Source organism: Acidovorax facilis, assembly GCF_023913775.1.
GTDB classification, from domain to species: domain Bacteria; phylum Pseudomonadota; class Gammaproteobacteria; order Burkholderiales; family Burkholderiaceae_C; genus Acidovorax; species Acidovorax facilis.
Genome location: NZ_JAMXAX010000005.1, coordinates 23020 through 36909, shown reverse-complemented (window position 1 = coordinate 36909; position 13890 = coordinate 23020). Strand labels below are relative to the sequence as shown.

The following is a 13890-nucleotide window of genomic DNA, read 5'->3' as shown; positions in this document are numbered from 1 at the left end:
GTTTGCCCACCATGGACTTCGCCACTTTCCTGATCCAGTTGCTCAACAGCGTGCAGTACGGGCTGCTGCTGTTCATGCTGGCCGCCGGCCTCACGCTGATTTTCGGAATCATGGGGGTGGTGAATCTGGCGCACGGCAGCTTTTACATGCTGGGGGCTTACCTGGGCTATTCGCTGTCGGGCCACTTTGGCAGCCTCACGCTGGCCATCCTGGGGGGCGCCGGGCTGGCCGTGTTGTTTGGCCTGGCGCTGGAGTGGCTGCTGTTTCGCCACTTCTACCACCGCGACCACCTGGACCAGGTGCTGCTGACCTTCGGCCTCATCTACATCTTTGAGGAACTGCGCTCCATCCTCTGGGGGGACGACGTGCACGGCGTCCCGATTCCAGCGATGCTGGACTGGTCCATTCCGCTCACCGACACCCTTTCCTACCCGGTCTACCGGCTGTTCATCTCCGGCGTCTGCATGGCGCTGGCGCTGGGCCTGTACCTGCTGATCTCCAAAACGCGGCTGGGCATGAAGATCCGCGCAGGCGCCTTCAACCGCGACATGGCCGAATCGCTGGGGGTGAACATCAAGCTGATCCACGCCATCGTCTTTGCGCTGGGCGTGGGCCTGGCGGCCGTCGCGGGCATGGTGGCCGCGCCGGTATCCAGCGTCTATCCCAACATGGGCTCGTCCGTTCTCATCATGTGTTTTGTGGTGGTGGTGATCGGCGGCATAGGTTCCGTGCGTGGCGCCCTGATCTCGGCCCTGCTTGTGGGGCTGGTGGACACCTTTGGCAAGGTGTTGCTGCCATCGATGGCCGGAATGCTGGTCTACATGCTGATGGCGGCCGTGCTGCTGTGGAAACCCGAAGGCCTGTTCAAACAATGATGACCCCGATGCTTGCCACTGTCACTTCGCGCTCTTCCCACGCCATACAAGCTTCACAGCCCGGCGCCCCCCTATGAGCACCCCCCGCGCCCATATCGAAGTGTTGCCGCGCAGCGTGCAATTCGCGCTGGCACTGGGGCTGGCTGCGCTGCTGCTGTTCCCGGTCGTCGGCAGTGATTTCTACGTGCAGATGGTCACACGCATGATGATCATGGCCATCTTCGCAATGAGCCTGGATCTGCTGCAGGGCGTGACTGGCCTGGTGTCGCTGGGCCACGCCGCCTACTTTGGGGTGGCGGGCTATGCCCTCGCCTTTCTCACACCCGCCGATACGCCGGTGAGCCTCTGGTGGTCGCTGCCCCTGGCGGTGGCGGGTGCCGGGCTGGTGGCGCTGGTCATCGGCTTCTTCGTGGTGCGCACGCACGGCATCTACTTCATCATGGTCACCATGGCGTTCGCACAGATGGTGTTCTATCTGTTCTTCGACAACAAGGTGCTGGGCGGATCGGACGGGCTGTACATCAATTTCCGGCCCGACGCCTCCATCTTTGGCTGGCTGCCGTTCGACCTTGAAGGCCGAAAGACCTTCTACTACTTCACGCTGGCGCTGGTGATCTTGGTTTACGTGCTGCTGCGCCGCCTGCTCTGGAGCCCGCTGGGCCGAGCCCTGTCGGGCATTCGCATCAACGAACATCGCATGCGCGCCATGGGTTTTGGCACGCGCGGCTACAAACTCACCGCGTTCACCGTGGCAGGTGCGCTTGCCGGGCTGGCAGGCTACCTGTGGGGCGCGCAGACAGGCTATGTGAACCCGGAGCTGATGGGCTTTCACATGAGCGCCCACGCCATCATGATGATCATCCTGGGTGGCATGGGCAATTTTGCCGGGGCCATCGTGGGCGCCTTTGCCTTTGAGTATCTCCTGCATGTGTTCAAGGACATCACCAAACACTGGCAGCTGCTGATGGGCGGTTTTATCGTGCTGGTGGTGGTGGCAGCGCCGCGTGGGCTGCTGGGCATGCTGGGGCAGCGCCGGGCCGCCAAGGCGCAGGAGGATTCTCACCATGGCTGATGCTCTGCTCTCGGCCCGCCAGCTCACCAAACGCTTCGGAGGCCTGGCCGCTGTCAACGGCGTATCGTTGGACCTGTGGCGTGGTCAGATCCATGCCGTGATCGGCCCCAACGGCGCGGGCAAGTCCACACTGACCAACCTGCTCTCGGGCGACCTTCCACCGAGCGCGGGCCAAGTGCAACTTGGCAGCACCGATGTGACCGGCTGGGCGCCCGAACGCATCTCGCGCCAGGGCCTGGGGCGCAGCTACCAAAAAACCAACATCTTTTTGCCGCTCACAGTGCATGAAAACGTGCGCCTGGCCGCGCAGTCGCGCGATGCGCAGCAGCCCTGGAACCCGCTGCGCTGGTGGCAGGACACACGTGCAAACACTATCAAAAACAGCGCTACCAACGCCCGCCTGGAAAGCGCTATTGAGCTTTCTGGCTTGAAAGACCGGCGCATGGCGATTGCCGGCGCCATGAGCCACGGCGAGCAGCGCCAGTTGGAGATCGCCATGACCTTGGCCACGGAGCCCCAGGTGCTGCTGCTCGACGAGCCCCTGGCGGGCATGGGCGTGGCCGAAGCGGAACGCATGGTCGAGCTGCTGCAGCGCCTCAAACCCGCCCACGCCATCATGCTGGTGGAGCACGATATGGATGCCGTGTTTGCGCTGGCTGACCGTCTCACGGTGATGGTCAACGGCGAGGTGATTGCGCATGGCACACCGCCCGAGGTGCGCGCCGATGCCACCGTGCAGGCGGCCTACCTCGGAGAGGACCACTGAGATGACCACTCCATGGATCGATGCCAAGGGCATCCACACCTTCTACGGCAGCAGCCACATCCTGCACGGCATTGATTTCACCGTGGGCCAGGGCGAAACCATCGGCCTCATGGGCCGCAACGGCATGGGCAAGAGCACCCTGCTCAAGTCCCTGATGGGCCTGATCAAGCCCCGCTCTGGCAGCGTGGCCGTGGCGGGCCGCGATATGACGGGCAAGCCACCCTATGAGGTGGCGCGCCTGGGCATCGCGTACGTGCCGGAAGGCCGTGGCATCTTTGGCAACCTGAGCGTGGTCGAGAACCTGCAGATGGCCGCGCGCGCCGGCACACGCGGCCAGCGCGACTGGACCTACGAGCGTGTGCTGGAGACCTTCCCGCGCCTGAAGGAGCGCCTCGGCCACGGCGGCCAGCAGCTCAGCGGGGGCGAGCAGCAGATGCTGACCATTGGCCGCGCGCTGATGACCAACCCGGATGTGCTCATCCTCGACGAGGCCACCGAAGGCCTGGCCCCGCTGATCGCCCGCGAGATCTGGCGCATCTGCAGCCTGATCAAGGACAGCGGCATCAGCAGCGTCATCGTGGACAAAAACTGGAAACACGTCACGCAGATCACCGACCGCAACATCATCCTGGTCAAGGGCCAGGTGGTGTTCGAGGGCAGCTCCGACGCATTGCACGCGCAGCCGCAACTGCTGGACCAGTACCTCGGGGTATGAGAATGCGGCCGATGGCGCCCCGCCGATAGAATCGTCCGCTTTCGTCTTCGAGGGGTTCGCCCGTGTCCGATCGCCTGGCAGTTCTGCCGCAATACCTCCTGCCCAAGCAGGCACTGACCACCCTGGCTGGCAAATTTGCGTCGGCCCAGTTGGGCGGACTGACCACCTCGGTGATCCGCCGCTTTGTGGCCCGCTACAACGTCAACATGGCCGAGGCCGCCAACCCCGACATCACCAGCTACGCATCGTTCAACGACTTCTTCACGCGTGCGTTGAAACCCGGGGCCCGCCCGCTGGCGGCGGCAGACCTGATCTGCCCCGTGGATGGCGCCATCAGCCAGTTTGGCCCCATCGCGAAGGACCAGATTTTCCAGGCCAAGGGGCACACCTACTCCACAACCGCCTTGGTGGGCGGCGATGCGGAAGCAGCAGCCCGTTTTGACAACGGCCACTTCGCCACGCTGTACCTGAGCCCGCGCGACTACCACCGCATCCACATGCCCTGCGCGGGCGAGCTGACGCGCATGGTGCATGTGCCGGGCGATCTGTTTTCGGTGAACCCGACCACGGCACGAGGTGTGCCCGGCCTGTTCGCGCGCAATGAACGCGTGGTGTGCTTTTTTGAGTCGGCCCAGGGGCCCTTTGTGCTGGTGCTGGTGGGCGCCACCATCGTGGGCAGCATGGCCACCGTGTGGCACGGGCAGGTCAACCCGCCACGCACGGGCACGCTGCGGCAGTGGGACTACGCCAAAGGCCAGGTCAGCCTGCAGCAGGGTGAAGAAATGGGCCGCTTCCTGCTCGGCTCCACGGTGGTGATGTTGTTTCCCCAGGGGCCATTGCAATTCAACCCGCAGTGGGCTCCGATGCGGGCGATTCAGCTGGGCGAGGCCATGGCACAGCGCGGGGCGGTCTGAGCGACCGCAGCCTTGCGACAGGCAAAGGGTGGTAAGCACCCTGCCCTGTGCACCAGCCCGTCAGATCCGGTCCGGGACACGCGTCAGCTGAAACGCGGTGGGGGCCAGTTGCAGGGTGTCGGGGTGCACCGCAGTGTCATTGCCCACCAAGTAGATCATCAGCGCATTGCGGCGGATGACCACATGGCTGACCGTTTCGCGCTGCTGCTTCCACTGGACGGAAGCGCCAGGCTTGAAATGGGGCATGTAGTAATAGGCGGTTGGATCCATGGGGTGCGGCTCCTTCCGCTTGAGTGGGTCAACAGGGAACCCCCTCAGCGGCCTGGTGCCGACCGCTGAACCATGGTAGCACCGAACCCCCATCAACAGTGAGAGGGTTAGCTCACAAGCTTGAGCAAGCTCAAGCCTTTGATGCTGACGTGGCGAAGGCCAGCGCCGCAGTCAACATGCGCTGCAGATGGGGCTGGACGCGCGCCGCAACCTCCGGCAGATAGTCAAATGGCAAGGCCTCCTGCATGTAGCTGCACTGTGTCATTTCCAGCTGGATGGCATGCACGCCTTGCTCTGGCTGGCCGTAGTGGCGTGTGATGTGCCCGCCCTTGAAACGGCCGTTGAGTACGGCGGTGTAGCCAGTGGCTTGTTGTGCAATCGACAGCAGTTCTTGCGCCAGGGCGGGGTTGCAGCTTTCGCCATTGGCCGTGCCCAGGTTCAGGTCGGGCAGCTTGCCCTCAAAAAAGCGCGGCAGCACAGAGCGGATGGAATGCGCATCCCACAGCACCGCCACGCCATGCCGGGCCCTGATGCGGTCCAGCTCGGCACGCAGTTGTGCATGGTATGGCACCCACACCGCATCGCGCCGCGCCGCCACCTCAGCATCATCCGGCACACCCCCTTGGGCGTAGATGGGCGTGTCATCAAAGGTATCGACCGGGCACAGGCCGGTGACGCTCTGGCCGGGGTACAGGCTGGTGCCGTCGGGCGGGCGGTTCAGATCGACCACATACCGCGAATGCGTGGCCACAAGAACAGAGGCACCCAAGTCTTTGGCAAAGCCATACAGCCGCTCCATGTGCCAGTCGGTATCGGGCACCTGGCGGGCCTCGTCGGTAAAGCGGGCCGCCAGCGCCGGGGGCACATAGGTGCCCGCGTGGGGCATGGACACCAGCAGCGGTGCGGTACCGGGGTAGAGAACATAAGGTGGTGGAGAGGTATCAGTCATCACAAATCCAAAGGTATGGGTTCAATCTGGCGCGATGGTGGCGGAACGCGCGGTCACAAACGCATGGGCAGCATCACCGTGCAGTGCGTGCCGTCCAGCAGCGATGCGCCGCTGGCCCGCCACCCACACACTGTCAATGGCGGAGGTGCGGTGGCTGCCAAACACATGGGCCGACAGCATGCTGTGCGCGGGCAGATCGCGCAGCGCCACATGCTGCGCATCGAGCGCCACCAGGTCGGCCTGCTGCCCCACCGCGATGCCGCCAATGGCGCGCCCTGCGGCCTGCGACCCGCCTGCAACGGCCTGCAAGGTCATGGCCGTCGCAACCTCGGGCTGCGCTGCATTGGCCAGCACATTGCGCTGGCGCAGCGACAGGCGCTGGCCGTATTCGAGCATCAGCAGTTCCTCGGCCGCGTTCACGCAGGCATGGCTGTCAGAGCCCACGCCCCAACGGCCGCCGTGCTGCAGCCACAGCGGCATGTCGAAGATGCCGTCGCCCAGGTTGGCTTCCGTGGTGGGGCAGATGCCAGCCACAGCACCCGTGCGGGCAGCATCGGCGTATTCCTGCGGCGTCATGTGCGTGGCATGCACCAGGCACCAGCGCTCATCCACCGGCGCGTGCTCCAGCAGCCACTGCACAGGGCGCTGGCCGCTCCAGGCAATGCAGTCATCCACCTCCTGCGTCTGCTCAGCAATGTGGATGTGGATAGGGGCCTCGGGGCTGAGCGCCGTGAGGCCCTGCACAGCAGCGGCCAGGCTGTCGGGCGGCACCGCACGCAGCGAGTGCGGTGCAAGACCCAAAACAGCCCCTTGCGCCTGTGCAGCGGGCGTGATCCGCTCCAATAATGAGAGCATGTTATCCGTGCTGCGGATGAACCGGGCCTGGTCTGCACGCGGCGGCTTGGCGCCAAACCCGCTGGTCTGGTACAGCACCGGCAGCAGCGTGATGCCCATGCCCGCGTTGCGCGCTGCGCGCAGCAATGCCTGCGACAGCGTGGCATCGTCGGCATACGGTGTGCCATCCTGGTCGTGGTGCACGTAATGGAACTCGCACACCGACGTGTAGCCTGCCTCCAGCATCTCCACATACAGCCAGGTGGCGATGGCCTCCAGAGACTCGGGCGTGATGCGTGCGGCAAAGCGGTACATCAGGTTGCGCCAGCTCCAGAAGCTGTCCTGACTTTCCCCCCTGTACTCGGTGAGGCCCGCAAACGCGCGCTGGAAGGCGTGCGAATGCAGGTTGGGCATACCAGGCAGCACAGGCCCTGGGGCCACGGGAGTGCCCTGTGGCACAACGGCATCCGGTGCGACGGTGCAAAGGCGCCCAGCCTCATCCCATTGCAGCAGTACATTGCGCGCCCAGCCGGTGGGCAGCAGGGCGTTCGGGGCAAACAGCTCATTCATTGATCACGCTCCAGAAGGGTAGGCGCTGCGCCAGAAGGCTTCCAGTGCTTCGCAAAAAGCCTGCGGCGCCTCGTCAGGCCACATATGGGTGGCCTGAGGCACCACCAGATGGCGCGCCTGCGGCACGGCACGCGCCGCAGCGCTGGCGACTTCGCCAAAGACGGGGCGTGTGTCACCGCCCTGGGCAATACACACAGGCAGCGTGATGGCCGCCAGGTCGGTGGCAGACAGCGGCAGCGGCGGCGTCTGCGACATGATGCGCGGCAGCGTGTGCGCGTTGTCCAGTTGCACGGCGCGCCGCTCTGCAGGCTGGCGGTCAAAGTACCCCGGCGACTGGCCCGAGGCATCCATGAGGATGCGGGTAGCAGCGGCCAAATCACTCCGCAACACGGCCTCGGCCAACGGGCCGTACATGAGCTGTGCATCGGCCTGAAAGCGTGCCAGCGCTTCCGGCTCCTGCAGATAGGTAGGAAAGCCTGGCTCGTACACGAACACGCTGCGCAGCCGCGTGGCGTGGTGCCGCGCCATGTACAAAGCGGCATGTGCTGAATACGACCAGGCCACCAGATGCACCGGGCCCTGGCCCCATGCGTCGATGGCCTGCACGAGGTCGTCCAGATGCGTGGCCAGCCCAAAGGGCGGGCCATCGTCGGGCCAAGCCTCCGTACCAAAGTAGCGCAGCGTGACGGCCAGTGTGTTCCAGCGCGCAGCCAGATGGATCTGGTGGGCCGACCACATCCGCGCATCGGCCAACGCACCGTGCACCAGCAGCACGGGCGCCCCCTGCCCTTGCTGGCGCCCGGGCATGGGGCCCAAGCGCAGTTCCGACACAGCCATGCTCATGCCTCACTCCTTGCCCTTGCAATACGCCCTTGTCGCACGATGGTGCAGTCGGGCTTTTGGCCCAGCCAGTAGGCCAGCTCGGCCGCCTCGCCCACAGGCCACAGCACAAAATTGGCGGGCCTGCCAGATGCGATGAGGCCGTGGGAATCTTGCAAGCCCAGCGCGTGTGCGGCGTGGGTGGTGATGCCTGCCAGCGCCTCGGGCACCGTCAGACGGAACAAGGTGCAGGCCATGTTGACCATCAGCAGCAGGCTCAGCGCGGGCGAGGTGCCCGGGTTGTGGTCGGTGGAGACGGCCATGGGCACGCCCGCTGCGCGCAGCTGCGCGATGGGCGGTAAATGCGTGTCACGCAGCGTGTAGTAGGCACCGGGCAGCAGCACGGCCACGGTGCCAGCGGCCTTCATGGCGGCGATGCCATCGGCCGACAGGTGCTCGATGTGGTCGCACGACAGTGCACCGTAACGCGCGGCCAGCGCCGCTCCGCCCATGTCCGACAGCTGCTCGGCGTGCAGTTTGACGGGGATGCCCAGCTTTTGCGCAGCCTGGAAGACTTGGCTTGTCTCGGCCAGCGTGAAGGCGATGCGTTCGCAGAACACATCCACCGCATCCACCAGGCCCTCGGCGGCCAGCGCGGGCAGCATCTCCTTGCAGACTAGATCGACATAGGCTTGGCTACGGCCTGCGTACTCGGGCGGCAGCGCGTGTGCGCCCAAAAAGGTGGTGCGCACCGTCACGCCAAACGCCTCGCCCAGACGGCGGGCCACGCGCAATTGCTTGCGTTCGTGCTCCAAGGCCAGGCCGTAGCCGGACTTGATCTCGACGGCGCATACGCCTTCGGCCATCAGGGCCTGCAGGCGCGGCGCAGCCTGGTCAAAGAGTTCGTCTTCGGTGGCAACGCGCGTGGCCTTCACCGACGACACAATGCCACCACCCGCCTTGGCCACTTCTTCATAGGTGGCACCGGCCAGGCGCATGGCGAACTCGTTGGCACGCTGGCCACCATAGACCAGGTGCGTGTGGCAGTCCACCAGCCCGGGGGTGGCGAGCGCGCCCCGCGCATTATGGCGCGGCAATGCCTGGTAGGAGGCAGGCAACTGCGCCTCGGGCCCCACCCAGGCCATCTGGCCTTGCTGCACCACCACGCAGGCGGGCTGGCCCTCGGGCACGGGCACATCGGCCACCCACAGGCCGGGCGCGGGTTTCAGGTTCTGCCACACGCCATCGGCGTTCTGGCTGGCGGCCCATCCATTGGGGTGACTGGGGTTGTCCTTGTTTTGCATCTGCCTGCCCACCCGTGGGCTCCGTGTTGTATGCTATACAAATAATAGCTACCAGCGCTTATCTATCATGCGGTGGCGGCCATTTTTATTCAAATTTTTGGGACTGCACCGCGCTGCAAGGCGATCCAGACCAGTGCGGGCGCATCGGCGTCGGCCCCCGCATGCAGCGGCTCCAGTCGGCCCGGCGTTGCACCGCCCTCGCCTGCCCACCAAAAGCCCTGTCCTGTAGCCAGCGCACGCGGCCCGGCGCCCGGCGCCACCCACTGCCAATCGCCCTGCAGCACCAGGCACAGGCCCGCAGGCGTGCTGTCGGGAGACTGCGCATCGCTCACCACCTGCAGCGGGCCCTGCCACAGGCCCCGCCGCTGCATGAGGTTGAAGTCCTTGGACGTGCCGCCCAGCATGGCGCCATCCACTGCGTCGTCACCCGAAAACGCAAACGGCTGCCAGCGCTGCTCCAGCAGGTGCTCCCAGCCAGTGCTGCGCAGGTGCAGGCCATCGCCGCCCAGCAGCATGATCTGCCGGTCGATGGCCGGGAAGACCGAGAACGGACCGGGCCGGTCCACCGTGGCCAGGCTCACGCGCCACTCAAAGCTGTTCATGTCCGCGCCGGGGGGCCAGCAGGCCAGCTCCTGCGTGCTGCCGCCGCCGTTTTTCCAGGGCATGCTGGGCGTGGTGGCCAGGTCAAAAAAATGCATTGCCATCGGTGTTGTTGTCGTTGTCGTCGTGTTCATCAATCAGGATGATGCGGCAGTCTGCCCCGCGCCCGTCACCAGCAGCGGGAACAGCGGATGGTCCATCTCCGCGCCAGCGGGCAACTCGTCGGCCAGGCCCGGAAACTCGGGCGAGGTCTTCCACGGCCGGGGCGCATGGCGCGTGTCGTCGCCCAGAAAGCGCACCGAGAACACACGGCGGCGGTTGCTGCCCTCCACCCCACCGGCGGCATGCAGCGTGAGCATGTGGAAACACACCACGTCACCGGGCTCGATTTCCCAGCCCACGATAGGGAAGGAATCGCGGTCGGCCTCAACGTTGGGCAGGTCCTGCAGGCTGCCTTCGGGGAACCACTTCGCCTGGTTGTCCATGAAGGTGCGCGGCATGAGCCATGGGCCCTTGTGTGAACCCGCCACAAACTCCAGCGTGGCCGCACGCGACACCGGGTCCACCGGTATCCACATGCTGATGTTCTGCGTGCCGTCGATGTTGTAGTAAGGCTGGTCCTGGTGCCAGGGCGTGCGCTGGCGGGTTCCCGGCTCCTTCACCAGCACATGGTCGTGGTACAGCCGCACGGTGCGCGACTGCATCAGGCGCTGCGCAGCCAGCGCCAGCGGTGTCTCGCGCACAAAGCGGCCAAACTGCGGGATGTCCTGCCAGTTGCAGAAGTCCTCGAAGAAGCGGCCCGGGTCATCCGGCCGGCTGGCCACTTTGGCGCGCGGGCTGGGCGCGGCCAGGTTGGCATCGATGCCATCGCGCAGCAGTGCCACCTCATCGCGCGTGAGCAACTGCTTGATGCAGATGGCGCCGTCGCGGTCAAAACGCGCAATGTCGTCTGCGGTCAGGCGCTCCTGCAAGCGCTGCTGAAAGCGTGCTGGCAAGGGTGTGTCCAAGGCAGATGAAGGCTGGGGCATCGGGGTTGTCTCCTTGATTGTTATTGACCATGGTGCACCACGCCGCTCCCAGCCTCAGGCCTCAGGCCTCAGGCGCGCGTGAGCACGGCTTGCAGGAAAGAGCGCGTGCGCTCCTGCGTCGGGTTGGTGAAGATGGTGGCAGGTTCACCGGCCTCGATGATGCCGCCGCCGTCCATCACCACCACCACATCGCCCACCTCGCGTGCAAAGTCCATTTCGTGCGTGACCACCATCATGGTCATGCCTTCGCTGGCCAGCAGCTTCATGACCTGCAGCACCTCGCCCACCAGCTCGGGGTCCAGCGCTGAGGTGGGCTCGTCGAACAGCATCACGCGCGGCTCCATGGCCAGCGCGCGGGCAATGGCCACACGCTGCTTCTGTCCGCCCGACAGGCTGGCGGGCATGGCCGTGGCTTTGTGCGCCAGGCCCACTTTGGCCAGCAGGGCCTGGGCACGTTCCTCGGCGTCCTTGCGCGAGAGGCCACGCAGCTTGCGCGGGCCCAGCGTGACGTTGTCGAGCACCGACAGATGCGGAAACAGGTTGAACGACTGGAACACCATGCCCACCTCTTCGCGCAGGGCGTTCAGGTCATGGTCGGGCAGCATGCGCCCGTCTTGCACCAGTGTGCGGCCACAAATCTCGACCGTTCCGCCTTCGGGCTGCTCCAGCCCGTTGCAGCAGCGCAAAAAGGTGCTCTTGCCCGAGCCGCTGGGCCCGATGACCACCACCACCTGCGACGGCAGCACGTCAAAGTCGATGCCGTTCAGCACCACGTGGTTGCCAAACGACTTGCGCAGTCCGCGAATGCGCACGATGGGCTCGGCGGATTGGCTTGCTCCAGTCGTCACAGAATTATTCTTCATTGCACCATCCCCCCGGCACGCAGGCGCAGCTCCATGCGGCGCAGCACCAACGAAGTGACACCCGTGAGGATGAAATACACCACCGCAATCGCCAGGTACACCTCCAGCGAGCGGTACGACACACTGATGATCTTCTGCCCTTCGTGCATCAGGTCGTGGATAGTGAGCAGCGACACCAGCGCCGAGTTCTTGATCAGCGCGATGAACTCATTGCCAAGCGGCGGAATCATGCGTACAACGGCCTGCGGCAGAACCACCGTGCGCATGGCCAGGCCCGAGGACATGCCGATGGAGCGCGCCGCCTCCATCTGCCCCTTGTCGATGGACTGGATGGCGCCGCGCACCACCTCGGACACATAGGCGCCCGAGTAGATGCCCAGGCCGATCACGCCACACACGAAGGCAGGCAGGAGGATGCCAAACTGAGGCAGGCCAAAGAACAGGATGAACAGCTGCACCAGCAGCGGCGTGCCGCGTATCGCGGCCACGTAGGCGGTGCACAGGGCGTAGACCACGCGGCGCTTGGGGTTCAGGCGGCCAATGCCCACCAGCAGGCCCATGACGCAGCCCAGCAGCAGCGAGGCGGCCGTGATTTCCACAGTGACCAGCGCACCCGCCAGCAACTGGGGCAACCCGGCCCAGACAGGAGAAAAATCGAGTTCCATGGCTCAGTTCGGCAACGTTAGGCTGCTGTTTACTTGGCAGCGCTGTTGCTGAACCACTTCTTGACGATGGCCGCATAGGTGCCATCGGCCTTGAGCTTGGCGATGGCGCCGTTGACGGCCTTCGTCAGCTCGGGCGTGTCCTTGCGCAGGGCCATACCGTACTCTTCGGTGGTGAGCTGCTCGTCGAGCACACGCAGGCCAGGACGGGTGCGCACATACTGGAACGCGGCGGGCTTGCCGGTCACAGCAGCGTCGGCGCGGCCGATATCCACCAGGTTGAACATCTCCTGGTTCTTCTCGACTTCAACGCGCTGCACCTTGGGGAATTTTTCGGTCAGGTACGACACCGACTTGGTGCCCACCTGCACGCTGACCTTCTTGCCATCCAGATCGGCCAGCTTGTTGATGGCCTTGTTGTCGGCCTTCACCATCACCACCAGGCCGCCGGCGTAGTAGGAATCGGTGAAGTCCACCACCTTCTTGCGCTCGTCGGTGATGTAGATGGCCGAGACCGCCATATCAAAACGCTTGGAGATCAGGCCCGGAATCAGGCCCTTGAAGTCGATGTCCACCCACTCGACCTGCTTGCCCATGGTCTTGGCAATGGCCTCCACCAGCTCGATGTCGAAGCCCGTGCGTTTGCCGTTCTCGACAAACTCCATGGGTGGGAACGTGGCATCGGTGCCCACACGCAGGACGTTGTCCTGGGCCTGTGCACCCGTGGTGCAGAAGGCTGCGGCGGCCAGGCTGGCCAGAAGAAGGTTGCGACGAAGGTTCATGGGGAAAGCTCCTTGGGGAGGGGTGGGGGAAATCAGGGAGAAGTGAGCTGGCGGGAGATGCGCGCTGCGGCGACGACGGCCATGCCGGTAAGCGCGGCCTCCTGCCCTTGCGCCCGCAAGATGGGGGCCATCAGGGTGATGGCCCCTGCCGCTTGCCGGGGAGAACCGAACACGGGCACGCTGACGCCCCAGACACCGGCATCCACTTCGCCGGAGCTGACGGCGTAACCTGCCTTGGCAATACCTTCCAGCTCCGTCTGCGCAGCCTTGCGCTCAGGGGTGTCTGCGCCGTAGTGCAGATCCAGAATGGCATTGCGCGTGGCCGGGGCCACATGGGCGAGCAGGCACTTGGCAGACGCGCCTGCGCGTAGCGGCACGCTGCGCCCTTTTTCAAACGAGCAGCGCAGGGCCTGCGTGCTGTCCACCATGTCCAGGCACACCACGCTGTCATTCACGGCCACCACCAGCCCCACGCTTTCATGGGACTGCCGGGCCAGGGCCTGCATGTCCGGCCGCGCGTGGTGCACCAAGTGCGACGCCATGTCAAAGCCCAGGGCCAGTTGCAGGCTCAGCGGCCCGGGCGCGTAGTGCCCGCTGCTCTCCAGCACAAAGCCCCACTGCTTGAGCCGCGCCAACTGGCGGTACAGCGTGCTGCGCGCCAGGCCCGTGGCCTCCATCAACTCGGCCGCCGACATGGGCTGCCCATGTTGCGCCAGCACCGCCAGCACGTGCAGAACACGGTCGGCGGCGGCAACGGAGGTTGGTCCACGGGTGGGCATGGACTCAGTATCAAAGGATTGCAGCGGCATTCAAACCCGACATTCCCAACGAATGGGAATGCAGTTCCCTTTTTTCACATTCCTGTCA

16 protein-coding genes are annotated in these 13890 nt (G+C 65.1%); 5 read left to right on the top strand and 11 right to left on the bottom strand.

Annotated features, from left to right (window positions below; genetic code table 11):
* Positions 1-11: 11 nt before the first annotated feature.
* From NFX52_RS03180 to asd, 5 genes are all read left to right on the top strand, one after another.
* Positions 12-875 (top strand): branched-chain amino acid ABC transporter permease, encoded by an 864-nt coding sequence (locus NFX52_RS03180; RefSeq protein WP_055394231.1) that lies wholly within the window; start codon positions 12-14, stop codon positions 873-875.
* 73 nt (positions 876-948) lie between these two features.
* Positions 949-1947, top strand: a complete 999-nt coding sequence (locus NFX52_RS03175) for a branched-chain amino acid ABC transporter permease (protein ID WP_055394060.1) — start codon at positions 949-951, stop codon at positions 1945-1947.
* Entirely contained in the window at positions 1940-2713 is a 774-nt protein-coding gene (locus NFX52_RS03170; RefSeq protein WP_055394062.1) for an ABC transporter ATP-binding protein, read from the top strand. Before NFX52_RS03175 ends, NFX52_RS03170 begins: the two co-directional genes overlap by 8 nt.
* 1 nt (position 2714) lies before the next feature.
* Entirely contained in the window at positions 2715-3428 is a 714-nt protein-coding gene (locus tag NFX52_RS03165; RefSeq protein ID WP_055394064.1) for an ABC transporter ATP-binding protein, read from the top strand.
* 62 nt (positions 3429-3490) lie between these two features.
* Entirely contained in the window at positions 3491-4342 is an 852-nt protein-coding gene (asd, locus tag NFX52_RS03160) for an archaetidylserine decarboxylase (RefSeq protein ID WP_055394066.1), read from the top strand.
* A gap of 60 nt (positions 4343-4402) precedes the next feature.
* Here asd and NFX52_RS03155 read toward each other — a convergent pair whose 3' ends face one another.
* The 11 genes from NFX52_RS03155 to NFX52_RS03105 all read right to left on the bottom strand — a co-directional run bounded on the left by NFX52_RS03155 (position 4403) and on the right by NFX52_RS03105 (position 13832).
* Positions 4403-4612, bottom strand: a complete 210-nt coding sequence (locus NFX52_RS03155; protein ID WP_055394068.1) for a hypothetical protein — start codon at positions 4610-4612, stop codon at positions 4403-4405.
* Positions 4613-4742: 130 nt separating this feature from the next.
* A complete protein-coding gene (hutG, locus tag NFX52_RS03150; protein WP_055394070.1) occupies positions 4743-5561 on the bottom strand; it encodes an N-formylglutamate deformylase in 819 nt (272 codons plus the stop codon).
* Between the two features lie 21 nt (positions 5562-5582).
* Entirely contained in the window at positions 5583-6965 is a 1383-nt protein-coding gene (locus NFX52_RS03145) for a formimidoylglutamate deiminase (RefSeq protein WP_055394072.1), read from the bottom strand.
* Between the two features lie 3 nt (positions 6966-6968).
* Entirely contained in the window at positions 6969-7808 is an 840-nt protein-coding gene (locus tag NFX52_RS03140; protein ID WP_055394074.1) for an alpha/beta fold hydrolase, read from the bottom strand.
* On the bottom strand, positions 7805-9088 hold the full coding sequence (gene hutI / locus NFX52_RS03135; protein WP_055394076.1) for an imidazolonepropionase: 1284 nt from the start codon (positions 9086-9088) through the stop codon (positions 7805-7807). The genes NFX52_RS03140 and hutI overlap by 4 nt, the downstream gene beginning before the upstream one ends.
* A gap of 89 nt (positions 9089-9177) precedes the next feature.
* The gene (locus NFX52_RS03130) at positions 9178-9786 is read right to left on the bottom strand and encodes a HutD/Ves family protein (protein WP_055394078.1); all 609 of its coding nucleotides are present in this window, start codon (positions 9784-9786) and stop codon (positions 9178-9180) included.
* Between the two features lie 39 nt (positions 9787-9825).
* A complete protein-coding gene (locus NFX52_RS03125) occupies positions 9826-10716 on the bottom strand; it encodes a phytanoyl-CoA dioxygenase family protein (RefSeq protein ID WP_055394080.1) in 891 nt (296 codons plus the stop codon).
* Between the two features lie 68 nt (positions 10717-10784).
* On the bottom strand, positions 10785-11579 hold the full coding sequence (locus NFX52_RS03120) for an amino acid ABC transporter ATP-binding protein (protein ID WP_055394082.1): 795 nt from the start codon (positions 11577-11579) through the stop codon (positions 10785-10787).
* Complete coding sequence (locus NFX52_RS03115; RefSeq protein ID WP_010465675.1) at positions 11576-12244, bottom strand: amino acid ABC transporter permease; 669 nt, start codon at positions 12242-12244, stop codon at positions 11576-11578. The genes NFX52_RS03120 and NFX52_RS03115 overlap by 4 nt, the downstream gene beginning before the upstream one ends.
* A 29-nt stretch (positions 12245-12273) precedes the next feature.
* On the bottom strand, positions 12274-13023 hold the full coding sequence (locus tag NFX52_RS03110; protein WP_055394085.1) for a glutamine ABC transporter substrate-binding protein: 750 nt from the start codon (positions 13021-13023) through the stop codon (positions 12274-12276).
* Between the two features lie 32 nt (positions 13024-13055).
* The gene (locus NFX52_RS03105) at positions 13056-13832 is read right to left on the bottom strand and encodes an IclR family transcriptional regulator (RefSeq protein WP_055394087.1); all 777 of its coding nucleotides are present in this window, start codon (positions 13830-13832) and stop codon (positions 13056-13058) included.
* Positions 13833-13890: the final 58 nt, after the last annotated feature.